At 59.6% G+C, this 24,364-nt stretch carries 21 protein-coding genes and 1 rRNA gene; 5 read left to right on the top strand and 17 right to left on the bottom strand.

Annotation, left to right across the window (positions count from 1 at the left end):
- Window positions 1–30 precede the first annotated feature (30 nt).
- The 7 genes from AC1DV6_RS13185 to AC1DV6_RS13155 all read right to left on the bottom strand — a co-directional run bounded on the left by AC1DV6_RS13185 (window position 31) and on the right by AC1DV6_RS13155 (window position 9,084).
- Window positions 31–1,212, bottom strand: a complete 1,182-nt coding sequence (locus AC1DV6_RS13185) for an acetyl-CoA C-acyltransferase (protein WP_477978054.1) — start codon at window positions 1,210–1,212, stop codon at window positions 31–33.
- Between the two features lie 86 nt (window positions 1,213–1,298).
- Complete coding sequence (locus AC1DV6_RS13180) at window positions 1,299–2,861, bottom strand: serine hydrolase (RefSeq protein WP_477978052.1); 1,563 nt, start codon at window positions 2,859–2,861, stop codon at window positions 1,299–1,301.
- Window positions 2,858–4,690, bottom strand: coding sequence for a bifunctional isocitrate dehydrogenase kinase/phosphatase (gene aceK / locus AC1DV6_RS13175; RefSeq protein ID WP_477978050.1), 1,833 nt, complete (start codon window positions 4,688–4,690; stop codon window positions 2,858–2,860). The genes AC1DV6_RS13180 and aceK overlap by 4 nt, the downstream gene beginning before the upstream one ends.
- 69 nt (window positions 4,691–4,759) lie before the next feature.
- Entirely contained in the window at window positions 4,760–5,437 is a 678-nt protein-coding gene (gene can / locus AC1DV6_RS13170; protein ID WP_477978048.1) for a carbonate dehydratase, read from the bottom strand.
- A gap of 6 nt (window positions 5,438–5,443) precedes the next feature.
- On the bottom strand, window positions 5,444–7,453 hold the full coding sequence (locus AC1DV6_RS13165) for an LTA synthase family protein (RefSeq protein WP_477978046.1): 2,010 nt from the start codon (window positions 7,451–7,453) through the stop codon (window positions 5,444–5,446).
- Window positions 7,454–7,483: 30 nt separating this feature from the next.
- Entirely contained in the window at window positions 7,484–8,665 is a 1,182-nt protein-coding gene (locus AC1DV6_RS13160; protein ID WP_477978044.1) for an isovaleryl-CoA dehydrogenase, read from the bottom strand.
- Window positions 8,662–9,084, bottom strand: a complete 423-nt coding sequence (locus AC1DV6_RS13155) for a MerR family transcriptional regulator (RefSeq protein ID WP_477978042.1) — start codon at window positions 9,082–9,084, stop codon at window positions 8,662–8,664. The genes AC1DV6_RS13160 and AC1DV6_RS13155 overlap by 4 nt, the downstream gene beginning before the upstream one ends.
- A gap of 140 nt (window positions 9,085–9,224) precedes the next feature.
- Between AC1DV6_RS13155 and AC1DV6_RS13150 the strand changes: the two genes are divergently transcribed.
- Together AC1DV6_RS13150 and AC1DV6_RS13145 are read left to right on the top strand one after the other, a co-directional pair.
- Window positions 9,225–10,286, top strand: coding sequence for an MBL fold metallo-hydrolase (locus AC1DV6_RS13150; RefSeq protein WP_477978040.1), 1,062 nt, complete (start codon window positions 9,225–9,227; stop codon window positions 10,284–10,286).
- Between the two features lie 92 nt (window positions 10,287–10,378).
- A complete protein-coding gene (locus tag AC1DV6_RS13145) occupies window positions 10,379–10,957 on the top strand; it encodes a hypothetical protein (RefSeq protein WP_477978038.1) in 579 nt (192 codons plus the stop codon).
- A 78-nt stretch (window positions 10,958–11,035) separates the two neighbouring features.
- On the opposite strand, the gene AC1DV6_RS13140 is transcribed toward AC1DV6_RS13145, so the two are convergent.
- Window positions 11,036–11,428, bottom strand: coding sequence for a DUF4148 domain-containing protein (locus AC1DV6_RS13140; protein WP_477978036.1), 393 nt, complete (start codon window positions 11,426–11,428; stop codon window positions 11,036–11,038).
- Window positions 11,429–11,628: 200 nt separating this feature from the next.
- Here AC1DV6_RS13140 and AC1DV6_RS13135 point away from each other — a divergent pair, with 200 nt between their 5' ends.
- Window positions 11,629–12,561, top strand: a complete 933-nt coding sequence (locus AC1DV6_RS13135; RefSeq protein WP_477978034.1) for a LysR family transcriptional regulator — start codon at window positions 11,629–11,631, stop codon at window positions 12,559–12,561.
- Between the two features lie 17 nt (window positions 12,562–12,578).
- On the opposite strand, the gene AC1DV6_RS13130 is transcribed toward AC1DV6_RS13135, so the two are convergent.
- The 5 genes from AC1DV6_RS13130 to glyQ all read right to left on the bottom strand — a co-directional run bounded on the left by AC1DV6_RS13130 (window position 12,579) and on the right by glyQ (window position 18,032).
- The gene (locus AC1DV6_RS13130; protein ID WP_477978032.1) at window positions 12,579–13,511 is read right to left on the bottom strand and encodes a M48 family metallopeptidase; all 933 of its coding nucleotides are present in this window, start codon (window positions 13,509–13,511) and stop codon (window positions 12,579–12,581) included.
- A gap of 5 nt (window positions 13,512–13,516) precedes the next feature.
- On the bottom strand, window positions 13,517–14,224 hold the full coding sequence (locus AC1DV6_RS13125) for a lysophospholipid acyltransferase family protein (protein WP_477978030.1): 708 nt from the start codon (window positions 14,222–14,224) through the stop codon (window positions 13,517–13,519).
- Window positions 14,225–14,310: 86 nt separating this feature from the next.
- Window positions 14,311–14,859, bottom strand: coding sequence for a D-glycero-beta-D-manno-heptose 1,7-bisphosphate 7-phosphatase (gmhB, locus tag AC1DV6_RS13120; RefSeq protein WP_477978028.1), 549 nt, complete (start codon window positions 14,857–14,859; stop codon window positions 14,311–14,313).
- A gap of 18 nt (window positions 14,860–14,877) precedes the next feature.
- Window positions 14,878–17,115, bottom strand: a complete 2,238-nt coding sequence (gene glyS, locus AC1DV6_RS13115) for a glycine--tRNA ligase subunit beta (RefSeq protein ID WP_477978026.1) — start codon at window positions 17,113–17,115, stop codon at window positions 14,878–14,880.
- Between the two features lie 11 nt (window positions 17,116–17,126).
- The gene (gene glyQ / locus AC1DV6_RS13110) at window positions 17,127–18,032 is read right to left on the bottom strand and encodes a glycine--tRNA ligase subunit alpha (RefSeq protein WP_477978024.1); all 906 of its coding nucleotides are present in this window, start codon (window positions 18,030–18,032) and stop codon (window positions 17,127–17,129) included.
- A gap of 95 nt (window positions 18,033–18,127) precedes the next feature.
- On the opposite strand from glyQ, the gene AC1DV6_RS13105 reads away from it, so the two are divergent.
- Window positions 18,128–19,879: an N-acyl-D-amino-acid deacylase family protein gene (locus tag AC1DV6_RS13105; protein WP_477978020.1), complete on the top strand. Its 1,752-nt coding sequence runs from the start codon at window positions 18,128–18,130 to the stop codon at window positions 19,877–19,879.
- Between the two features lie 33 nt (window positions 19,880–19,912).
- Here AC1DV6_RS13105 and lnt read toward each other — a convergent pair whose 3' ends face one another.
- From lnt to AC1DV6_RS13090, 3 genes are all read right to left on the bottom strand, one after another.
- Window positions 19,913–21,460, bottom strand: a complete 1,548-nt coding sequence (lnt, locus tag AC1DV6_RS13100) for an apolipoprotein N-acyltransferase (RefSeq protein WP_477978018.1) — start codon at window positions 21,458–21,460, stop codon at window positions 19,913–19,915.
- 22 nt (window positions 21,461–21,482) lie between these two features.
- Window positions 21,483–22,352 (bottom strand): HlyC/CorC family transporter, encoded by an 870-nt coding sequence (locus tag AC1DV6_RS13095; protein WP_477978016.1) that lies wholly within the window; start codon window positions 22,350–22,352, stop codon window positions 21,483–21,485.
- A 74-nt stretch (window positions 22,353–22,426) separates the two neighbouring features.
- Window positions 22,427–23,158, bottom strand: coding sequence for a GNAT family N-acetyltransferase (locus tag AC1DV6_RS13090; protein WP_477978014.1), 732 nt, complete (start codon window positions 23,156–23,158; stop codon window positions 22,427–22,429).
- A gap of 179 nt (window positions 23,159–23,337) precedes the next feature.
- On the opposite strand from AC1DV6_RS13090, the gene AC1DV6_RS13085 reads away from it, so the two are divergent.
- The gene (locus AC1DV6_RS13085; protein WP_477978012.1) at window positions 23,338–24,081 is read left to right on the top strand and encodes an FFLEELY motif protein; all 744 of its coding nucleotides are present in this window, start codon (window positions 23,338–23,340) and stop codon (window positions 24,079–24,081) included.
- Window positions 24,082–24,158: 77 nt separating this feature from the next.
- On the opposite strand, the gene rrf is transcribed toward AC1DV6_RS13085, so the two are convergent.
- Window positions 24,159–24,271 (bottom strand): 5S ribosomal RNA (gene rrf, locus AC1DV6_RS13080).
- Between the last annotated feature and the right edge of the window lie 93 nt (window positions 24,272–24,364).

Here is a 24,364-nt window from a genome sequence, read left to right as displayed (position 1 = left end):
GCATGGAATGTGCGTAAGCAGCTACTGGATTTATAGCAACTCAAGTGCGACCGCGGTGGCTTCACCACCACCGATACACAGCGTGGCAACGCCCTTCTTCAAGCCGCGCGCCTTCAGCGCATGGATCAGCGTCACCATGATGCGCGCACCAGACGCGCCGATCGGGTGACCCAGAGCGCAAGCACCGCCGTTGACGTTGACCTTGTCGTGTGGAATGTTCAGTTCTTTCATCAGCGCCATGGGCACAACGGCAAAGGCTTCGTTGATCTCCCACAGATCCACGTCCTCCACTTTCCAGCCGGCTTTGGCCAGCAGCTTTTGTGTGGCGCCAACCGGGGCCGTGGAGAACCATTCGGGCTCTTGCGCGAAGGTGGTGTGGGCGACGATGCGGGCCAACGGCTTGCTGCCCAGCTTGGTGGCGGTGCTTTCGCGCATCATCACCAGTGCGGCGGCGCCGTCGTTGATCGAGCTGCTGGATGCTGCAGTGATCGTGCCGTCTTTCTTGAACGCGGGCTTCAGGCCCGGAATCTTGTCCAGCCTCGCCTTGCCGGGGCCTTCGTCGATAGCCACCACGGTTTCGCCTGCGCGGGTTTTGACCGTGACAGGGGTGATTTCCGCCTCAAACGCTCCTGATTTGATAGCTGCTTGCGCACGTTGTACGCTGGTAGTGGCGAAGTGGTCTTGTTGTTCGCGGGTGAAGCTGTACTTGGCAGCGCAGTCTTCGCCGAAGGTACCCATGGAGCGGCCCGCCTCGTAGGCATCTTCCAGACCATCCAGCATCATGTGGTCATAGATCTTGTCGTGGCCCATGCGGTAACCGCCGCGACCCTTAAGCATCAGGTAGGGCGCGTTGGTCATGCTTTCCATGCCGCCCGCCACCAGCACATCGTGGCTACCGGCCAAGAGCATGTCATGCGCAAACATCGCCGCGCGCATGCCGGAGCCGCACATCTTGGACAGCGTCACCGCGCCCGCGCTCTTGGGCAGGCCGCCCTTGAACGCCGCCTGGCGCGCTGGCGCCTGGCCCTGGCCAGCCATCAGGCAGTTGCCAAATAAAACTTCAGTAACCAGCTCGGGCGCAATGCCTGCGCGCTCGACGGCGGCCTTGATGGCTGCGCCGCCCAGGTCGTGGGCGGACAGCGATGTGAAGTCGCCCTGGAACGCGCCCATGGGGGTGCGGGCGGCGCCGGTAATGACGATGGAATCGGACATGGTGTTCCTTGTAAGAATGGAAAAGGAGTGGCGGACGTCAATTGACGTTTACGTAAACGTCAATTGTGCCACTGCAGGCACAAGACCTACGGCGCGGTTCGGGCGAAGGTTCCCAGACCGAAGTGGTTGTAATGCTCCAGCGTCAGCGTGTTGCCGCTGAACTGGGCCTTGGAAATGGAACCCGGTGGAGCCGTGTCGTTGACTGGCATGAAGCTGAAGGTATCTCCATCCCAATGCTGCAGGGCATAGACTAGGTGCGGTGCCGGGCCCAGGCGTAACTCCAGCCCGCCTTGGGCGGTGCGCACGACGCTGGCCGTGCCGTGGTAATCGTTCTGGTAGTTGCCTACATAGGACTCCAGGGCTTTGGCTGGCGCAGCCGTCGCACTGCGGGCCTTGCCAGCCAATTCACCCTGCGGCTTGAAAAAGGGCGCAAACATCGATGCGTAGAGCTGGTACCAGTCCTTTTGCACGCGACCGGTTTGCACGATGTCATTGAACTGCGCGGCGAGTGCCTCGGGCACGCCGGTGGGCCAGGTGTTGGTCAGCACCACAATACCGGTGTTGGCCGAGGGCAACATGCTCACATTGGTGGACGCGCCCCAGGACAATGCGCCGGAATGGCTCCACAGCGTGCGCCCTGCGTCGGTGGTGTCCAGCGAAAAGCCATAGCCATTGTGGCCCGCGCTTTTGCCGCGCTCCTTCGCTTCATACGTAATGGACTTGGGTGTCAGTGCCGGCATCAACGCAGCCGCCGGCACGATGACGGCACCATCTGGTCCCTTGCCACCTGACAACACAAACGACATCCAGCGCGCCATGTCGCGGGCCGAGGAACTGGTGCCTCCGGTCGCCTGCGTGCGGTCGGTGTTGACGGCGGACGACCAGCGTTGCTCGCCGGCACCGCTGCGCTCGGGCCCCAGCACGAACCTGCCGTTCTCCTTCACATGGCCTGGCGCCCGGTTGGGCCGCGCCAGGAAGTCTGCAAATCGGCCACTGGTCGATGCCATGCCCAAGGGGCGGTACAGCACCCGTTCGGACAGACTGGCCCAGTCGCTGCCGGAAGCGGTGGCCACTGCCTCCGCGGCGGCAGTCATGCCGTAATTGGCATAGGCATAAGAACTGCGAAAGGCCGTCAGCGGCAACTGGTTCAGGCGACGCAGGATGTGCTCCTGCGAATAGCCCATCTCTTCCAGCGAGTCGCCCGCATGATCGGGCAGCCCGGAGCGATGCGCATAGAGGTCGCCAATGGTCACGTTGTCGCTCACATAAGGGTTGCCCGGCGTGAACCAAGGCAGGTGTTTGCGTACGGGCGTGTCCCAGGCGACGACACCGGCACCCACCTGTTGCGCAACAACAGTGGCGCCCAGCGGTTTGGACACCGAGGCCAGCGCAAACACGGTGTCCGCATCGACCTTCTGCGGCGAGCCCACGGCCCTTACACCGAAGCCCTTGGCATAGAGGATGCGGTCGCCCTGCACCACTGCGATGGCCATGCCTGGCACGCCCGAGCGTTGCATCAATTCGGCGGCCATGCGGTCCAGGCTGGCGACGGCCCGGATGACCTGTGCCTGCGGCGGCGCGGCCGGGTCTGCCGATGCGCTCAAACAGGCACAGGCGATTGCGAATGCGCAAACGGTTCTGTAGCTCATTTCTTCATCTCCTGAAAGCTGAACCGCTTGTCGCGGTCATACGGGAAAACGTCGTGCACATAGCCTGTGGCAATCCGCTCCTTGCGGCTTTGCCAGAAGGCCACGTCCAGCAGGTCGGCGTGGTGCTTCATGAACACCTCGCGCACAAAATCGTTGCCCAGCAGGAACGGGCCAAAAGTTTCGGGGAACACATCTTTGGCGCCGACGTTGTACCAAACCTCGCCGGACATTTCGTCCTCTTCGTTGCGCGGTGTGGGCACGCGGCGAAAGGTGCAGTCGGTGATGTATTCGATCTCGTCGTAGTCGTAGAACACGACCTTGCCCTGGCGCGTGATGCCGAAGTTCTTCCACAGCATGTCGCCGGGGAAAATGTTGGCGGCCACCATGTCCTTGATCGCGTTGCCGTATTCGATGACGCCGCGCTCGATCTGCTCACGGGCGCGCAGTGCGGTGGGCGCGGTGTTGCTGGCGTCGGTACCGCCCGCGTCGAACGCTTCCTGCAGGTAGATATTGAGCGGGATCATGCGGCGCTCGATATACAGGTGCTTGATGATGACTTCCACCTCGCCGTCGCCATCGCGGTCACTAATCTCCAGCTGGCTGGGCGCAAACTTCTCTATTTCGGCAATCAGGGCATCGTCAAAGCGGTCGCGCGGAAAACCCACCTCGCTGTACTCCAGCGTATCGGCCATCCGGCCGACGCGGTCATGCTGCTTCACCAACTGGTACTTGGCGCTGATCTGCTCGCGGCTGGTGTCTTTGGGCGGTGGGTAGTAGTCCTTGATGACCTTGAACACATACGGAAAGCTGGGCAGATCAAATACCAGCATCACCATGCCCTTGATGCCCGGCGCGATGCGGAACTTGTCGCTGGAGTGGCGCAGATGGTGCAGGAAGTCGCGGTAGAACAGCGTCTTGCCCTGCTTGGCAAGCCCCAGTGCGTTGTAGATTTCGTTGCGTGGCTTGCGCGGCATCATGCTGCGCAAAAATTGCACATAGGCCGACGGGATCTCCATGTCGACCATGAAGTAGGCCCGCGCAAAGCTGAACAGCATCAGCAGGTCGTCTTCGCCAAACAGGGCCGCATCGATCGCCAATCCATCCCCGGCCTTGGTGTGCAATACAGGCAGCGCAAACGGAAATTCGGTAAAACCGTTGATCAGCTTGCCAACGATGTAGCAACCCTTGTTGCGAAAGAACAGGCCGGTCAGCACCTGGATCTGGAAGTTGGCGCGCAGCTTGGCGTCCACCAGGCGCTCCAGCATCGCCGCCGTCACATAGCCCGCATCGCGCGGCAGGTCTTCAAAGGGCTTGCGCAGATCAAACTCTTCCACCATGCGCCGCAAAGTGTCAGCCATGGTTTCACGCGTCGGGTAGTACGAACGGTATGTGGGTCGCACCTTTGACTCATCGTTCTCGATGTACTCGGTACTGACGGCCGGGCGCACAAAAATGAAGTCGTTCTGAAAATAGCTGCGGTGCAGGATCTTGGTCGTCACCGAGTTGAAAAAGGTCTCGGCCAGCTCAGGCTGGTGGTGGTCCACCAGGAGGCCGATGTAGTGCAGCTTGATCTGCTGCCAGATCTCCATGCCCTGCTCACCGGCCTTGAACTCGCGCTCCAGCCGGCGCGATGCCTCGCGCACGCGCAGGTCGTAAAACTCGATCCGTTCCCGCTGCGCTCGTTGCTGGCCGTGCCAGTCGGCCGTCTCGAAGCGGTGCTTGGCGCGCGCAGACTCGGTGCGGAACAGCTGGTAATGGCGATTGAAGCCATCCATCATCGCCTTGGCGATGTCGTAAGCAAGCGTTGAATCAAGTTTGGAAGGGAACATGATTGCTTACCAAAGAGGCTTGCTCACAAATTTATAGCTACTTACGCACGTTCCGCGGGCGTCACAAGCCTATTTTCCCTGTAAGGCTGTTTGCCGCGGGAGCAGGCGGACACCGGCAATGGCTTGCGTGTAATGCTGTTCCAGATCGTCGGCGCCGCCCACCGTCATGTGCAAATCCTGCACCAAGCCATCGTGCACGCCGTAGACCCAGCCGTGCAACGTCACATCTTGCTTGGCCGCCCAGGCATCCTGCAATACCGTGCTCTGCGCCACATTGACGACTTGCTCAATCACATTGAGTTCGACCAGTGCGGGTGCGCGGCTGTGTTCCGGTATTTTTTCCAGCAAATGTTTGTGGCGGTCGCGCACATCCTGGATATGGCGCAGCCAGTTGTCGGCCAGACCAATGCGCGCGCCCTCCAGCGCAGCCTGTACGCCGGAACAACCGTAGTGGCCCACCACCATCACGTGTTTGACCTTTAGCCGCTCTACTGCGAACTGGATCGTCGAGAGCGCGTTCAGATCGGAGTGCACCACCACGTTGGCGACATTGCGGTGCACGAAAATTTCACCGGGTGCGAGGCCAATGATTTCGTTGGCAGGCACACGGCTGTCGGAGCAGCCGATCCACATGTACTGCGGCGTTTGCTGGTTCGCCAAGCCGGTGAAGAAGCCGGGGCGACGCTGCTCCATTTCGGCGGCCCATTCACGGTTGCGGATAAAGAGGGAATTCAATTTGTCAGACATGGATGTTTACGGCTTTCTGAGATTGATGCGCACATTCCAGTCCAGCAAGCCGTAGCGCGCGCGCTCCTGCTGGTCATCTTGTGCATTGAATTGGCAATTTTGCGGGGATTGGTTCGCCGACGTGCAGACAAAGGTATTCGACTGACCCAACTGCCACATGCCCTGGGCGTTGCGGGCTTCGCCCGTGAAGAACATCGCACGCGGTGCGTCGATGGGGCCGGGTTTATCGCCTACCGCCTTGAGTAGATTACGTCCGGCATTGACATACGGGCCATTGACGCCTGCCAACGGCAGCAGTGTGTTGAACATGTCGCGGTGGCTTGCAGGCAGCGTCTGTTGCTCTCCGCATGCCAAGCCTTGCCCCCAGATCACAAACGGCACCTGGCGCAGCAGGTAGCGCCGCTGCGCTTCGGCGTAGATACCAAACGAGCGCACGTTGTGGTCACCGGTGGCCGCAATGATGGTGTCGTTCTTGTGCGGGCCGCTTTGCATTTCCTGCACAAAGCCGCCCAGCAGATCAGCTGCGTAATGGTATGAGTCCAGATTCAGGCGCAGCATGTCGGAATTGGTTTCGCCTTTCCACAGCGACATGTCGCGTTGCACACGCTGGTAGTCGGCAGGCAGGTCATACGGCGGGTGGTTGGTACTGGTCAGCACGAAGACGAACAGGGGCTTGTCCGCGGGTTGCGCCGCCATGCGTTTGCTCAGGTACTTGAACACATAGCTGTCCCACACGCCCCAGATACCCAGGGTCGCGTCGGGGTAGGCTTCTTTCAGCGTATTCGCATCGACCACTTCGTCAAAGCCCTGCGCCACGAGCACGCGGTTCAGATCGCGCCAGCCGGAGCGGGCGGAGGTGATGAACAGCGTCTGGTAACCCGCGTCCTTGACGACTTTGGGGATCGCCCACGGAATCGGTTTGCGGCCTACATCGCCCAGCGTCAACGGGGTGATGGGAGAAGAAAACAGAATAGCTTCCAGCGACGGATGCGTGCCGGGCTGGGCAGAGTCGAAGTTCTTGAAGTGACAAGCATTCGCCAAGGTGGGCGCCATGCGACCCAGCACGTCGAACTTGGGACTCTGGTACAGCATGGGTTCAGCGCTGAAGGATTCCATCAGGAAGAACACCAGGTTCTTCTTCGGCGCACCCGCTACTACCGGATCATGCGCAACCAGCGCTGCCTTGACCTCTTCCTCGCTGCCGTGCGGCAGACCTAATACTTGCGCGGCTGCCATCGCCGAGTCAAAGCCCATCGCCTTGAGGCCCAAGAAGGGGTTTTGCAGATTTTGAGAGGCGCCGCGACTGTCCCATGCGTACTTCAGCGCGATGACGCCGTTGGGCACCATGTCGTTGAGAAACTGCGAGGTCGTGACTGTCAGATGCTGGCGCTGCAACGCCATCTCGCGCAGCGTGCCCTTGCCTGCAAACGCCAGCGCGAAGAACACGGCGACTACAGCGACCAATTTGATCGCGACATGGCGCGATTGCAAAACGGTATCGGGATGCAGCTTGGCGACCAACACGCGATGCAACCATGCGGCGGTCAGCGTCAGCGCGACAACGAGCAGCAGCGTCCAGACCACCGGAAAGTCATGCCAAATGGTTTTCAGCACGGCAGCCGTGTCGTCCTCCACCAGACCAAACACCAGTGAATCGATGGGCGTCTTGTAGAAGCCGAAGTAATGCAGATTGACCAGCGACAAAAGCACGAACACCGCGCTCAAACCCAGGGCAATGCGTTGCTGCACTTTGGCGGACACCCATGGCAACACGAGGAGCAGCAGCACACCCGCAATCGCGCTGACTTTCAAATCAAAACGAAAGCCCTGGAACAGCACCGCCGCCACATCGGAGGCTGGCGCTGAGAACCCCTGTGGCCAGAAATAGGCCAACTGCCCCACCCGTATCAAGGACAGCGCCACCACCAAAGGCAGCACCAGCACCCAGGCCCTCACCAGGCCACGCAAAACACCCCGCAGGGTGGCAGACAGGATGGTGCGGATCAGTAGCGGCAAATCAGGCGTCCTTCAACGTGGGGCAAAAACTCACATTGTCTCAGCGAACAGTTCTCGCCCGATCAGCATGCGGCGGATTTCGCTGGTACCAGCCCCAATTTCGTACAGCTTGGCATCGCGCCACAGGCGACCCAGCGGATATTCGTTGATGTAGCCATTGCCACCAAAAATCTGCACACCCTCGCCTGCCATCCATGTCGCCTTCTCGGCAGTCCACAAAATGACGGAAGCGCAGTCCTTGCGCACCTGGCGCACGTGTTCGGTGCCCAGCAGATCGAGGTTCTTCGCCACGGTGTAGGCGAATGAACGACCGGCCTGCAGCACGGTGTACATATCGGCGACCTTGCCCTGAATGAGCTGGAACTCGCCAATGCTTTGGCCGAACTGTTTGCGATCGTGGATATAGGGGATGACGTTGTCCATCACCGATTGCATGATGCCCAGCGGCCCGCCGGTCAGCACCGCGCGCTCGTAGTCCAGACCGCTCATCAGCACCTTGGCGCCGCCATTGACCTGGCCCAGCACGTTGGCGTGTGGCACTTCGACGTTGTTGAACACCAGCTCACCGGTGTGGCTGCCGCGCATGCCCAGCTTGTCGAGTTTTTGCGCGATGGAGAAGCCGGGCATACCCTTCTCAATCAGGAAGGCGGTGACACCGCGCGCGCCCAGCTCGGGTTCGCTCTTCGCGTAGACCACCAGTGTGTCCGCATCAGGGCCGTTGGTGATCCACATCTTGTTGCCGTTGAGCAGGTAGTAGCCGCCCTTGTCTTCGGCTTTCAGTTTCATGCTCAACACGTCGGAGCCAGCCCCTGGCTCGCTCATCGCCAGAGCACCCACGTGTTCGCCGCTGATCAGCTTGGGCAGGTATTTGGCGCGCTGGGCGTCGGTGCCATTACGTTTGATCTGGTTCACGCACAGGTTGCTGTGCGCGCCGTAGGACAGGCCGACCGAAGCAGATGCGCGCGAGATTTCTTCCATCGCGATCATGTGGGCCAGGTAACCCATGTTGGCGCCGCCGTACTCTTCGCCAACGGTGATGCCGAGCACGCCCAAGCTGCCCATCTTCTGCCACAGGTCCATGGGAAACTGGTCGCTGCGGTCGATCTCGGCGGCACGCGGCGCGATCTCGGCTTGGGCGAATTCGCGCACCGCGTCACGCAGCGCATCAATGTCTTCGCCGAGTTGGAAGTTCAGTCCGGGCAGGTTGTTCATGTTTTGCTCCTCGTTTGATTTTTGGTAGAGCGCGTCTGGGCTTTCACCAAGAGCGCGCGGGCTTCTTTTTCATGCAGTTTGATTTCGTCCAGATTGGCCTGCAGCTCAGCCATTTGCTCTTCGACCTGTTTGCGGTGCAGGCCCAGCACGTCCAGAAACTTCTGCATCTGCGCGCCGGTATCGCGCGGGCTGTCGTACATGTCGATGATGTCCTTGGCCTCGGTCAGCGACAGGCCCAAGCGCTTGGCACGCAGCGTGAGCTTGAGTCGGGTACGATCGCGCCCGGTATAGACACGGTTGCGCCCGCCGGGGCCACTGCGCTCGGGCTGCAACAGGCCCAAATCCTCGTAAAAACGGATCGCGCGGGTGGTGAGATCAAACTCCCGCGCCAGATCGCTGATCGTGTAGGTGATGGTCATAGACGGTTGAAAACGTGGGTGACAGGCCGCGCAGCTTTGGCTGCCTACAATGGCGGGGCCAATTGACGTTTACGTAAACGTCAATTATGAATCAAATCAAGCACCCCACCCCTTCTCCACCTTCTCTCCACGCCTCCCCCATGAACGACCTGGAACTCCAACTGCACTACCCACTGGGCGAAGCGCTCCCTGAATCGGGGCGCTGTATCGAGGTGGCGCCCGGCGTGAAGTGGATTCGCATGGGTCTGCCTTTTGTGCTGAACCACATCAACCTGTGGCTGCTGCGCGATCGGATCGACGGGCGGGAAGGCTGGAGCATTGTGGATTGCTGCATCCACAAAGACGAAGCCAAGGCGCAATGGGAGGAAATTTTCGCCCATGAGCTGGAAGGCCTGCCGGTGTTGCGCGTGATCGTGACGCATATGCACCCCGACCATATTGGCCTGGCGCACTGGCTGTGCGAACGCTGGAATGCGCCTTTGTGGATCAGCGCGCTGGACTACCAGGTCGCCAAGTTCGGCTGCATGGGGCCAACGGCCTTTGGCGGAGATCGCGCAGCGGATTTCTTTGCCATGCACGGCCTCAATGCGCCCGACACCGTGGCGCAGATCAAGGCGCGCACCAATTACTTCCCCTCGCTTGTGCCATCGGTGCCAGAGCAATACAGCCGCATGCTGGACGGCGGCATCGTGCGCATCGGTGAATACGGCTGGCGCTGCATCAGCGGCTATGGCCACGCACCGGAACATATTGCGCTGTATTGCGAAGACCTGAATGTACTAATAGGCGGCGACATGATGCTGCCGCGCATTTCTACCAACGTCAGCGTCTACGAACAGGAACCCGAAGCCAATGCGCTGGCTCTGTTTCTGAGCTCTATCGACAAGTTCAAAAGCCTGCCTACCGACACGCTGGTATTGCCCTCGCACGGCAAACCTTTTACCGGCTTGCATCGGCGTATCGAACAACTGCACGAACACCACCGTGACCGCTTGGCCGAAGTGCTGGAAGCATGTACCGCCGAGCCCGGCAGCGCCGCCGACATGCTGCCCGTGCTATTCAAACGGCCCCTGGATTTGCACCAGACCACATTTGCGATGGGCGAATCGATTGCACATCTGCATGCGCTGTGGTTCGAAGGCAAGCTGCACCGCACGCTAGATAGCGATGGGGTGTATCGGTTTAGCGCTGCAACCTCTTGAAACCAAAGATCGTGGCGTTCTCCCCCATTTGGGGGATGGACAATACCCGGAAAATCACATTACCTTCGGTAGTCACGAATCAAGAGGTACCCATGAAGTCAGGCGCTCCGTTTCTTTGCATTCTTTTGTTGCTCGGTATTCAGGCTTCCAGCCCCGCTTTCGGGCAATCGCGCTATGTGTGCCGACAGAGCAATGGCTCCACCACAATCTCGGACCGGCCTTGTAGTGATACCGCCCCCTTCGTTGCGTATGGTCCGACCCAACAAAACCCGACTTTTTCGCATGTGCCCAAATCTGGCGATGCGCCAGAGCATTTGAAGTACCTGAGCCCCCGGTGCAGCGGCATGAACGACGCCATTCGTACCGGGTATTCACGCGGCCTGACTGGGCAGACCATTTCTGAACTGCAAAAGAACTACCAAAAGGAGTGCGGAGAAGATGAGCGTCAGGCGTACCGCCAAATGGGCGAGGACCGCAGAGATTCGCAAAGCGCGAAAGACGAAAACCAGCGCCAGGCTAAGGCCGAGAAACAGCAAAGCGCGCTGAAGCAGCAACAGTGCGACGAATCCAAACGCATCATCCACACCAAGTCTGCGCGCACCGACCTGAATGCCGGCGAACAGGCCGAACTGGCCCGCTTCAAGGAAAACTACCGGGCACGCTGCCTGTAGCCTAGCCCATGCAAAAAGGGCCAGCTGTCCGAAGACAACTGGCCCTTTTTAGTTTGATGCCGGGGCGTCAGTCAGCCATTACAGGCTGGCAATCTTGTCAGCAGACTTGGAAGCTGCTGGAACACCGTACTTGGCCCATGTGGAGAGGCCGCTGCCGAAGTTGCCAGTGCTGGGAGTCTTGGAAGCAGCCAGTTCAGCTTGCACTTCTGCGCGGGTCTTGCCGGAGTCAACAGCTTGGCCGTTGTACTTGGCCCATGTGCTCAGACCGCTGCCGAAGTTGCCAGTGCTGGCGGTCTTGGAAGCAGCCAGTTCAGCCTGCACTTCTGCGCGGGTCTTGCCGGAATCAGCTTGGACAGCGGTTTGCTTGCCGAAGTTTTCCCAGGCGCTCAAGGTCGAGAAATCACCGGCGAAGGCAGAGCCTGTAGCCAAAGTAGCGATTGCGAGAGCGATGGTGGCGGTAGTGTTTTTCATGATGAGGTTCCTTTTAAAAGTTAAGTTCCTGTTCGGGCGGCGGACTTGTCGTCTGAGCAGCATCGAAGCGGCGTTTAAAGTTGCGTCTCGTCGATGGGATGAACTGTAAAATTTCTTCGGACATAGAGAAATAGCCCTGGCGTCACCGATACGTTGCTAAATACGAAATAATCGGGGCTTGAAATGGCAAGGAGCCTCCCATGGACCGGTTGATGTCGATGCGCGTGTTCGAGCGGGTCATAGACGAAGGCGGCTTTGCGGCCGCTGCAAGGGCGCTGGACATGTCGCCTGCGGTGGTGACCCGGCTCATCGCCGATCTGGAAGACCATCTGGGCACCCGCCTACTGCACCGGACCACGCGGCGCCTGTCGCTCAGCGAGGCCGGTGAAGCCTATCTGGCCCGGGTGCGCGCCATCCTGCAGGACATTGACGAAGCCCACACGCTGGCCAGCTCGCACACCCATGAGCTGGCAGGCGTGCTGCACATCCTGACACCGCCAGTGTTGGCAACCCACCTGCTCTCCCCTCTGCTCGCAGGTTTTCGGGAGCGGTATCCCAAGATCCAACTTGATATCGACGTGCAGTCGTTCAAGCAGCCGCCGATTGAGGATTACGACATCACACTGCTTGCCACGGACGCTGCGTTTGACGGAGACGTGATCGCGCGCAAGATCATCTCTACCGAAGCGCAGCTGGTCGCGTCCCCGGCCTACCTTAAGCGCAAGGGCTCGCCCAAGCGCCCCGAAGACCTGGTGCGGCACGATTACCTGCGCATGAAGGCGCCACATTTGCATCCGCGGGTTTTGCATCTGTTTCAGGCAGACAACCCCACTGCGCCGCTGGATCTGGAGATGGACCCGGTGCTATGGGCTAACCACCCGGACACGCTCTTACGCGCCGCGTTGGATGGCGCGGGCATTACATCGATGACGGTGGAACTGGTCGCGCCCTATCTGGCCAATGGCGACCTGGTACGGGTTTTGTCGCCGTGGATCACCGGGCAATTGAGCATGTACGCGGCGCTACCCAGCCGCAAGTTCTTGCCACAGCGCACGCATGTGTTTCTGGAGTTTCTGACGGAGCAAACGCGCCTGCATGTGGCGCAAGCTGCGCCCCTGCGAACCAAAACCTAAACAGCCCTATTCCTGAGTTACCACTTGGGGATGGCTTCGTCTTTGAGCTGCCCACGCAGTTCGGCGTAATCTGGCACCACAGAGCGCACGGTATCCCAGAAGCGCGGGCTGTGGTCCATCACGCGCAAATGACTCAGCTCATGCGCGACCACGTAGTCAATCACCTCAGGCCGGAAATGCACCAGCCGCCAGTGCAGGCGAATGGACCCGTCAGACTTGGCGCTGCCCCAGCGTGTACCGGCATTGCTCAGTGACAGCTTGCTCCACTTCACACCCAGCGGCACTGCGAAGTGGTCGAGCCGCTGCTTGAACAGCGATTGCGCCTGACGCATCAGCCAGGCCTGCACGGCGTCACGAATCTGGTCTTGCGAGGCGCTGTGCGGGAGGCCGACTCGGAGCGTCTGCGCGTCGAGTTGCGCGCCACGCGCTGCAAAGCCATGTTCCGGGTCGAGCTGGATACGGATCGTGTCGCCCAGATAGGGCAGCTCTGCGCCGTCGGCCCAGGCGATGCGCGTGTCGTCATGCCGCTGCGCGCGCTCGCGCGTCTCCTGCAGCTTGCGCAAAATCCATGACGCTTTCTCTTTGAGCGCGGCGTCGACTTCGTACAGCGGCGTCCAGCGCGGTGCGCGCACCACCAAGCCTTCAGCGCCAACGATGAAGCCAATCGTGCGACGCCGGGCGCGCGCAAACGCATAGGCCACCACCGCATCGCCCAATCGCACTTCGCGCGTGGCTTGCGGGTGCGCAAACGCTACCGGCGCGACCACTTGTTGCAGGTTCTGGCCCGCAACAAAGGGCCCTTGTGGCAATGGGGTTGCTATATTTTCAGGAGCTGCTTGCGCACGATCTACGGGCGTTGCAGGCCGTTTTGATCTGGATTTCTTCGGTACTGGCGCCGGCTGCGACAGTACGTCAAACAGGTCCAGCGTGTAGCGAAGCAGCGGCAGCATGGGGGTCAGTTGGGGGCTGAGTAGGCCTCTGGATCCAGTCGGCGCATTTCGCCTTCAATCCAAGCCTCCACTTCGCGCATCAACTCTTCCGGCTGACGCCCTGCACTGGGAATCGGCTTGCCGATGGACACGTCCACAATGCCCGGCGTCTTGATAAAAGCCCGGCGCGGCCAGCATTTGGCAGACGTCACCGCCACCGGAATCACCGGGGCACCGGTCTCTACCGCCAGGCGCGTGCCACCAGTTTTGTAGACACCCTTCTGGCCACGCGGAATGCGCGTGCCTTCAGGAAACATGATGATCCAGATGCCTTGCGCCAGCAGATCCTTGCCCTGCGCGACGACCTTGTTGAAGGCCTGCGCGCGCTGGCTGCGGTCGATGTGGATCATGTCCAGCCGCGCCATCGCCCAGCCGAAAAAGGGCACATAGATCAGCTCTTTTTTGAACACATAAGCCAGCGGGTGCGGCATCAGTGTGGGCATCAAAAAGGTTTCTAACGTGGACTGGTGTTTGACCAGCAGAATCGCCGGGGCGGTCTCACCCACTGGCAAATTTTCCCATCCCGTGATGCGCGTCTGAATGCCCAGAATGGCCCGCGCACCGCCTATCGCCCAGCCCAGCCAGCGCACCGCCATCCACCACAGCGGCTTGCCGCGCACGCGGATCGACGCGGTCACCATGATGATGCCCCACGGGATCACTGTGACAATCATCCAAAGTAGGTGAATGCAGGAACGGAGAAAAGCCGGAATCAAACCGGCGCGCGCGGGGGCGAATTTTTTGCCGGTGTTTTTTCTGCTCATGCGCGCGCGACCAGATAGTCTGCAAATGCGGCCAAGTCTTGATGCGCCATCGTGTGCGCCGGAATGCCTTCGGGCAAAGCGCGTCCGCGGTGCGCCAGCGATTTGCCGGTCAACACCAGATGCGGCTCGCAACCGGCTGTCACGGCGGCCACCAGATCGCGCGCCGAATCGCCCACCGCCACTGCACTGTGCAGGTCCACGCCGTAACGCTCACCAATCTGCTCGAACAGACCCGGCTCGGGCTTGCGGCAACGGCAGTTGTCATCCGGCGCGTGCGGGCAGAAGAAAATCGCATCGACACGACCGCCAACAGATGCCAGCATGCTGTGCATCTTGGCGTGCATCGCGTTCAGCGCGGACATGTCAAACAGACCACGGCCCAAGCCAGACTGGTTGGTCGCGACGACCACATGCCAGCCCGCGTGGTTCAGCTTGGCAATCGCTTCCAATGCACCGGGCAGCGGCTGCCACTCGCCGGGCGACTTCACGAACTCTTCGCTGTCTTCGTTGATCGTGCCGTCGCGGTCGAGGATGCAGAGTTTCATGGGGCGTTGCGTTTGGGTTTAGGCGGCTAGTTTGGAGAGGTCGGCCACGCGGTTCATTGCAGCGTGCAGCGTGGCCAGCAGGCCTAGTCGGTTCGCCTTCAGCGCCGGGTCTTCAGCGTTGACCATCACGCCATCAAAGAACGCATCGACTGGAGCCTTCAACGCAGCCAGTGCTTGCAGATTTTCAGTGTAATTTCCTGCAACCCAAGCAGAATCGGCGTGAGCAGCTACGGATTTAATAGCATCCGCCAAGGCCTTCTCGGCTGGTTCGACCAGCAAGGCGTCGTTGATGGATGCTTCCACTGCACCCTCGGCCTTCTTCAGGATGTTGCCAACGCGTTTGTTTGCTGCAGCCAAGGCCGGGGCTTCGGGCAGTGCGGCGAAAGCGCGTACTGCTGCAAGACGTTTTGGTACGTCGCCCAGACGCTGCGGGTGCAAGGCGAGTACAGCGTCAACTTCCTGAGCGCTGTAGCCTTGCTCCCGCAAAGAGCCAGCAAGGCGTTCGTATATGAACGCGGCTAAATTTGCGATAGTCGAAGGGTCGAACACGCGAGGAGAAAAGCTGGATGCATGCATGGAAATACCTCCAGCTGCAGCCTTAGTTTTTAACTCTTCGGCTTGCTGGCGATCCCAAACTGCACGCTGGATAACAGGATCATCCAAAACATCAAATGCGGCCTTTACAAGTGACGCAAGCTCAATCGCCATGTTTTGCTCGATGAGCATGCGCACCACGCCGAGCGCATGGCGGCGCAGCGCAAACGGATCCTTGTCACCGGTCGGCAAGTTGCCAATACCAAACATACCCACCAGCGTTTCCAGCTTGTCGGCCAGCGCCACCACCACGCCCACATCGTTGCGTGGCAATGCGTCGCCTGCAAAGCGCGGCTTGTAGTGGTCTTCAATCGCGTGGGCCACTGCGGGCGCCAAGCCATCGTTGAGTGCGTAGTAGCCGCCCATGATGCCTTGCAGCTCAGGGAACTCGCCCACCATGTCGGTCACCAGATCGGTCTTGGCCAGTTGCGCGGCCTGGTCGGCTTGCGCGACCAAAGTGGCATCACCCAGTTGCGCCGCGATGGCCTTCGCAATCGCACGCACACGCTCCACGCGTTCGCCCTGCGTGCCCAGCTTGTTGTGATAAACCACCTTACCCAAGCCTTCAACACGCGAAGCCAATGTCTTCTTGCGGTCCTGGTCAAAGAAGAACTTGGCATCGGCCAGACGCGGGCGCACCACGCGCTCGTTGCCGCCGATCACGAAGCTTGTGTCTTCAGGCGAAATGTTGCTGACCACCAGAAACTTGTTGGTCAGCTTGTTGGTCGCGTCCAGCAGCGGAAAGTATTTCTGATTGGCCTTCATCGTCAGGATCAGGCACTCCTGCGGCACTTCGAGAAACTCTTTTTCGAATTTGCAGATGAGAACGTTAGGACGTTCGACCAGCGCGGTCACTTCATCCAACAGCGCGTCGTCATCAATCGGTTTGCAGCCCCCGCCAACCTTGGCCGCAGCAGCGGCCAGTTGGCGCACGATCTCGGCGCGGCGCTCGGCGAAGCTGGCGATCACTGAACCGTCGCTCGCCAATGCGGCAGCGTAGCTGTCCGCATCCTTGAACACCACGGGCGAGACCTTGGCCTCAAAGCGGTGGCCTTGCGTGCTGTTGCCCGCCTTCAGACCCAGTGCCTCGATAGGCACAACTTCGCTTCCGTACATTGCCACAAGGCCGTGTGCCGGCCGTACAAAGCTCACGCTGCTCCAGCCAGGCAGTTCACAGCCAGATTCCAATTGGTAGGTCATCACTTTGGGAATGGGCAAGGTGCGAATTGCCTCTTGCAAGGCATCTCCCAAACAGCCCTGCAAGCGGGAGCCGACTACATCGCGTTCGAGATAGATGTAATCCGCATCGCCTTCTTTGGCAGTTACTAGGCGGTCGCCCATTGCCGTATGAAGCCCACCATATTTTGTTTCCAAATTCTTCTGGAGGGCCGCCGTGGGAGTGCCGTCCGGTTGCAAACCTACCTTTGCAGGCATCAGTTTGTAGCGCTTGTTCTCATCTGGCGCCTTTGACAGAACATCTGTCATATGGACGGCTAGCCGTCGCGGAGACGCAAAAATAGTGATCACGGAAGATGTGCTCGCAACTTTGTCGCTCAGCAGTGATTTCGCGATGGAGTTGCCAAACGCCTCACCCAGCTTCTTCAAAGCCTTGGGCGGCAGCTCTTCGACAAACAGTTCAACGAGAAGGTTTTTGCTAGTCATCGTCATCTCTCTCACGCTGCCTTCTTCGTCATCTGTTCCACCCATTCGCGCGGCGCCATCGGGAAACCCAGGCGCTCACGGCTCTCGTAATAACTCTGCGCCACGCTGCGCGCCAGGTTGCGGATGCGGCCGATATAGGCTGCACGCTCGGTCACGCTGATCGCACCGCGCGCATCCAGCAGGTTGAAACTGTGCGCGCACTTGAGCACCTGCTCATACGCGGGCAGCGCCAACTGGTTTTCCATCAAATGCTTGGCCTGTTTCTCGTGCGCAGTGAATGCGGTGAACAGGAAATCGGCGTCGCTGTGTTCGAAGTTGTAGGTGGACTGCTCCACCTCGTTTTGTTTGTAGACGTCGCCATAGGTCAGACCGTCAGTCCAGGTCAGGTTGTAGACGTTGTCCACTCCTTGCAGGTACATCGCCAGGCGCTCCAGGCCGTAAGTGATCTCACCGGTGATGGGCTTGCAGTCAATGCCGCCCACTTGCTGGAAGTAAGTGAACTGCGTCACTTCCATGCCGTTGAGCCAGACTTCCCAGCCCAGACCCCAGGCGCCGAGCGTCGGGTTTTCCCAGTCGTCTTCGACGAAGCGGATGTCGTTTTTCCTCAGATCAAAGCCCAAAGCTTCCAGCGAACCGAGGTACAGCTCCAGGATGTTGCTGGGCGCGGGCTTCAGCACGACCTGGTATTGGTAGTAGTGCTGCAGGCGGTTCGGGTTCTCGCCATAACGGCCATCTTTCGGGCGGCGGCTGGGCTGCACGTAGGCGGCCCTCCATGGCTCCGGGCCGATTGCTCTCAAAAACGTAGCGGTATGCGAAGTACCGGCGCCGACTTCCATGTCATACGGTTGCAAAAGGGCGCAGCCCTGTTCAGCCCAGTAGGACTGCAATTTCAAGATGATTTGCTGGAATGTAAGCATGGGGGTGATTTTACGGGTCAACCCCATGGTTTACAGAGGCGGCTTCATTTAACCTAATAGCCAGACGAATGACTGGCGCCGTAGGAGACACAAAGATGCTGGATATGCTGATCAAGGGCGGTACCGTGGTGGACGGAACCGGTTCCAAGCCCGTGGTGGCCGATGTGGGCGTGCGGGACGGAAAAATCGTGTCCGTAGGCAATACCACCGAAGACGCCCTGACCACGATTGACGCCACCGGCCAATGGGTCACCCCCGGTTTTGTGGATATCCACACCCATTACGACGGCCAAGTGACCTGGGACGAGTGCTTTACGCCGAGCATTTACCACGGCGTGACCACGCTGGTAATGGGCAATTGCGGCGTCGGCTTTGCGCCGCTGCGCCCAGGCCATGAGGACGATTTGGTCAAGCTGATGGAGGGTGTGGAGGACATTCCCGGCGCCGCGCTGCACGAGGGCATTCGCTGGGGTTGGGAGAGCTTTCCGCAGTACATGGACGCACTGGAGGCAATGCCGCACAGCCTGGACTTTCTGGTGCAGGTACCGCACGACCCGCTGCGCATGTATGTGATGGGCGAGCGCGCCGTCACCAAGCAGATCGCCACGGCCAACGACATCGACGATATGCGCGCGCTGTTGCACGACGCGCTGCGAGCCGGCGCTGCGGGTTTCAGCACGGGGCGCAGCGACAACCACCGCACGTCCGAAGGCAAGGAGACCCCGGCGGCCGAAGCCAGCCGGGACGAGCTGACCGGCATCGCCAAGGCCTTTGAGGGCGTGAAGCACGGCGTGGTGCAGGTGGTCAGCGATTACGACCTGATGCAGGGGCCAGAGCGCTTCGACGCGGAGTTTGATCTGGTGGAAGACTTGGCCAAGGTCAGCGGCAAGCCACTGTCGGTCAGCTGGATGCAGCGCGACCCGGGCGGAGAGCAGTATCTGAAGATTCAGGAGCGTGTGGACGCCGCCGTGAAGGCGGGCCTGCCGCTCTACATGCAATGCGCCGCGCGCGGTATTGGTGTGATCACCGGGCTGGACGCCAGCTTTCACCCCTTCATGGGCTTCCCGGCGTACAAGGAAGTCGCGCATCTGCCGTTGGCCGAGCGTGCGGCCGCACTGCGCGAACCGACGCGCAAGGCGCGCATCCTCAGCGAAAAGTCTGACAAGCTCGCGGGTGACGGCACGGCGATACCGCCACTGGTGGACATCCTGCTAGCGCAGATTGAACTGATCAGCGGGCGCATGTTCCCGCTGGAGGACAACCTGAACTACGAGCCCACGGTGATGGACAGCTTCTTTGTGCGGGCCAAGAAGTCCGGTACCACCGCGCTGGAGGCGATCCTCGATTACCTGAGCGCGGGCAACGGCGCCAACCTGATTTACTTCCCGATCTTCAACTACAACGAGGGCTCGCTGGACGTGGTGCGCCGCATGCTCGACCACCCGCAGGCGCTCAGTTCGCTCAGCGACGCGGGCGCGCACGTGGGCACGGTGTGCGATGCCAGCTTCACGACCTTCATGCTGACCCACTGGGTCCGCGACCGCGCGAAAGACACGCTGCCGCTGGAACGTGCGGTGGAAATGATGACGCGCCGCAATGCACGCTATATGGGCCTGACCGACCGCGGGGTGATCGCGCCCGGCATGCGCGCTGATTTGAATGTGATTGACCCCAAGCGGCTGAACATGGGCACTCCGAAATTGGTGCAAGACCTGCCGGCTGGCGGCAAGCGTTTTCTGCAACGCGGCGTGGGCTATGTGGGAACCTGGGTAGGCGGTGTATTGGTGCAGAAGGAGGGTGAGATCACCGCAGCGCGCCCCGGAAAATTGGTACGAATGGGGCGCTAGCACCCGAAATACGTGCGTAAGCAGCTACTGTTTTTATAGCAGTCGCTTTGCCTTGCCTCGCCAGGCGAATGCCACCAACGCGATGATCACAACCCACCAGGGCCACAGACCCAGGCGCGCCACCCACCAGGCATAGGGCGTCACACCTGTCCGCCCCTGCACTTCGCCTTCCAGCACACCACGGGTCAGGCGTGGTAGCGAAGCGGTGACTTTGCCCGCGTGGTCGATGATCACCGTGGCGCCTGTATTCGTTGCCCGCACAAACGGCCGCTGAAACTCCAATGCGCGCATGCGCGAGATATTCAAGTGCTGGTCAATCGCGACCGAATCGCCAAACCAGCCGATGTTGCTGACGTTGACGAAGATGGTCGGCGCCTGTTCAGCGTCCGTGAATCGCACGCCCAGCTCTTCGCCAAACAAGTCTTCGTAGCAAATGTTGGCCGCAAGCCGCTGATCCTGAAATGCAAACGAGGGCTGACCCACATCACCGCGGTTGAAATCCCCAAGCGGGATGTGCATCAGCCGAATGAACCATTTGAAGAAAGGCGGAATGAATTCGCCGAAGGGCACAAGATGGTGTTTGTCATAGCGCCAGGGTTTTGCCACTCCCGGCGCCAGGCCAATGACGGAGTTGGTATAGCCAAGGGAATAGTTCCCCAGCGGAATACCGAGCAAAGCCGCTTGTTGACCCGTTGCAAAGTGGCTTTGCAGTTGCTCCCAATAACCCTCGGGCAACTCTTGCGGCAGTAGCGGTATCGCAGTTTCAGGCGCCACGACCAGGCCGGGGCGCGCGCGCTGTAGCTCTGCGCCATACCACTGCAGTGCCTGCGGAACGCCCAAGCCCGCTTCGAACTTCTCGTCCTGCGGGATATTGCCCTGCAACAGCGTGACGGGAAGCTTGCCGTTTGCACGGGTCCAATCGAGGGCTGACTGCGGAATCAGCAACGGAATCACCAGCACAGCCACGGCGATTGCTTTTGATGCATGCGATTGTTTCCATCCCGCGGCCAATACCATCGCCAGCCACGCAGCCAACACGCCCATGCCGTAAACGCCGATCAGCGGCGCGTAAGCGGCCAATGGCCCGTCCACATGCGCATAGCCAATCGCGCCCCAGCCAAATCCGGTGAGCCAGGTACTGCGCGCAAGTTCAGCAGCAATCCACAGACCTGCGAACAGCAAGGGCTGCGAATTCTTTCTGTTGCCAGAGTGCGCCAGGCGCCAATAGATACCGCACGCTGCGGCGTAGTACAGACCCAGAGCCGCCGCCAACGCCACCACGGCAACCACTGCTAAGACGGCATTCAATCCACCATAGGTGTGCAGCGCAATAAACAGCCACCAGAAAGTAGCGCTGAGCCAAACGCTAGCAAACAGCCATCCAAATGCAGCGGCCTGCTTCCAGCTATGTCCGCGCGGCAAGCACCATGCCAGCGCTGCGAGGGAAAGAATTTGCAACGGCCAAAGCGCTGAACCGTATGGAAAAAGCATGGAGAAAGGCCACGCAACGCCCGCAGAATGTGCGCAACCAGCTATGAAAAGAATAGCGAGCGTCGCAGCAGCTGGCAGTCTGGCGCGCATCAGCGAAACGCGTCCGTAGAGGTCAGGACGCGGCGGTGTCCGTAGGCGACACTTTGAACCACTTCACCGCGCCGCCCTTGGTATGCAGCACCAGGAAATTGAGCCCACCCAAGGTGTGGCGCTCACCGCGCTTGGGCACATGACCCATTTCGTGCGCGATCAGCCCGCCAATGGTGTCGAAATGGTCCTCTGGGTCAGAACCGGTCAGCGTGACAGAGAACGCAGCGTTGACCCGCTCTATCGGCGTATCGCCGCTGACGCGGTAAGTGCGGTCGGCCAGACCGAAGATATCGCCGTCGTCTTCGGCCACATCAAACTCGTCTTCGATCTCACCGACGATTTGCTCCAGCACGTCCTCGATCGTGATAAGCCCCGCCACGCGGCCAAACTCATCAATGACAATAGCTAGATGGTTGCGATTGCCGCGAAAGTCACGCAACAGATCGTTCAGACCCTTGGATTCCGGCACAAAGACGGCCGGACGCAGCAAGGCACGAATATTGAGCTCAGGCGCGCGCTGCAGCTTGAGCAAATCCTTGGCCATCAAAATGCCAATGATGTTCTCGCGGTCGCCATCGAATACCGGGAAACGCGAGTGCGCGGTGTCGATCACCTTGTGCAGCAGTTCGTCGAAGGTTTCCTGGATGTTCAGCAGGTCCATGCGCGTGGCAGCCACCATCACGTCACCGGCCGTCATGTCCGCCATGCGGATTACGCCTTCAAGCATCAGGCGCGATTCGGCGCCGATGATGTGGTTGTCTTCCGCCTCAGCCAGTGTTTCTATCAATTCTGCAGTGGAGTCCGGTCCGGGATGGATGAATTCGGCCAGTTTTTGCAGGAAGGTGCGCTTGTCTTCCCGGTCGGGAGTGCGCGCATGGTGGGGTTCAGACACTGACGTTGTGGCAAAGTTGCCGTGGTTGCGGAGGCCCAAGGATAGCGGATTTGCACCACCACCCGAAAGTACCTTCAGGACGCACTGTCTTTTTGCGCCTGGATAGCGTCACGCCGCACTTTCTGGAGATCCGCCAGGAAACCCCAGAAGCTCTTGGCCTGCTGCTTGATGCGGTAGTCCGTTAGTGCGATTTGTTCGTCCAGGAATTCAGTGGCTTTGCTGTCCAATGTCGCCGGCGGCAGTCGCAAGTAGGCCTCGGTTTCGGAGCCGTCACGCTCAACCGTCGCGCCTGCATTGCGGGCGATCTTGAGCATTGCGGTATTTTCACTCAATGCGTGGATGAGCATCAGCGACACCCCGTCGTTACTGGCATGAATAGCCGCGCGCTCAAACAGCCGTGCGCCAAACCCCTTACCCCGAGCGCTTTTTAGAACTGACACGCCGAACTCTGCGCACGCCTCTGGCATCTGGTCTGGGGTGTAAGCCAGGTGGGCCATTGCAATCAACTCGAGGCGGCGGTTGTAGATGCCAAATATTTCGTCTCGTTCGAAGTTCAGTGAATCCGCGTAAATGCGTATCTGCTCATCCTGGGCTGCATAGCCGAATCGGAGATACCGGTCATGGTCTTCCAGAGACAGCAAATGTTGTGCGATTCGCTCACGATGATTCTCGCCCAGGGAACGGATCGGTACGATAACCGGGGTAGCCCGCGTTTCTCCGCGCGCAACCGCGCCATCACTGGGAGGGCGCAAAAAGTCGAGCCCCATCTCCAGCGATGCCTTGATTAAATCCTTGGTGTGAACCATGAACGGAAATATAAGGGTTTTCCCTAGTCTTTTCATACCAATCGAATGCCGCCGGCCCTCCAAACAACAGTTTCTTCGACAATCAAATTTCTACATGTTTGCGCTCACTTACGCCTTAACGGTTTTAGTTATTCGTTTCAATGCCCATACTTATGTATTTGGCATTTACACTTTCATTCATGGCGAAACCAGCAGAAATCATCCGCTCTTGCGTTGACCAGGTAGCCCAACTTCGTGGATCGGCGCACAACAGCCCCGATTTGGACCAAGCCCTGCGCTGGGTCAAAGAGTTTCAGTCCCGCCGCTTTGCCGCAACCTATTTGGATCTGCTTAACTCCAGAGACTTCGGCGCGGCTTCACGATTCTTTCTCCTTGAACTTTACGGAGACAAAGATTACGCATTAAGAGATGCACAGTTTGCGCGTATTGCCAGCGCTTTGCAGAAATACTTCCCAGCGTCCGTGGTCGACACTGCGGTAGCACTGGCACAACTGCATGCCTTGACGGAGGAACTGGACTTCGCAATGGCGAAGGCGTGCTTAACACTGGATGGCCGCAAAAAGACCGACGAATGCCTGCGCTATCTCGAGTGCTGGAGACTTGTTGGTCGTCAGGCTGATCGAACACACCAATTGGATGCCGTCTTGAATGTTGGCGCGGAGCTCAACCGCTTAACCCGAATACGGGGGCTGCGAACGATGCTCCGAATGATGCGTGGCCCTGCTAAGGCAGCAGGACTGGATGCACTTCAACGGTTTCTGGAGTCCGGGTTTGACACTTTTTCGGAGATGTCCGGGGCGAAGAATCTTGCAGCCGGGTTCCTGGAAACGATAGCGAATCGCGAACGGACATGGATCGGCATGCTCTTCAATACGCCCAAAGACTTGTGCTTACGCGAGCTACGTTTATGCCTGCGTGCATAAACGTAATCAAACCCCATTTCCATTCGACCCAAAAAAAAACGCCCCCTCGGTCGAGGGGGCGTTTTCGGGCTGTAATAGCCTGACGATGTCCTACTTTCACACGGGAATCCGCACTATCATCGGCGCTGACTCGTTTCACTGTCCTGTTCGGGATGGGAAGGAGTGGTACCAAGTCGCTATGGTCGTCAGGCATAACTTGTTGCCACCTTGACCAGGTCAAGGCGACCAATTTATAGAGCTAATCAGCTTGTCTTTTCGACACTGAAGTGCGATCTCTCACACA

The sequence above is a fragment of the Rhodoferax sp. P2_H8_2 genome (assembly GCF_056403235.1).
This window is presented reverse-complemented; position numbering and strand designations above follow the sequence as displayed.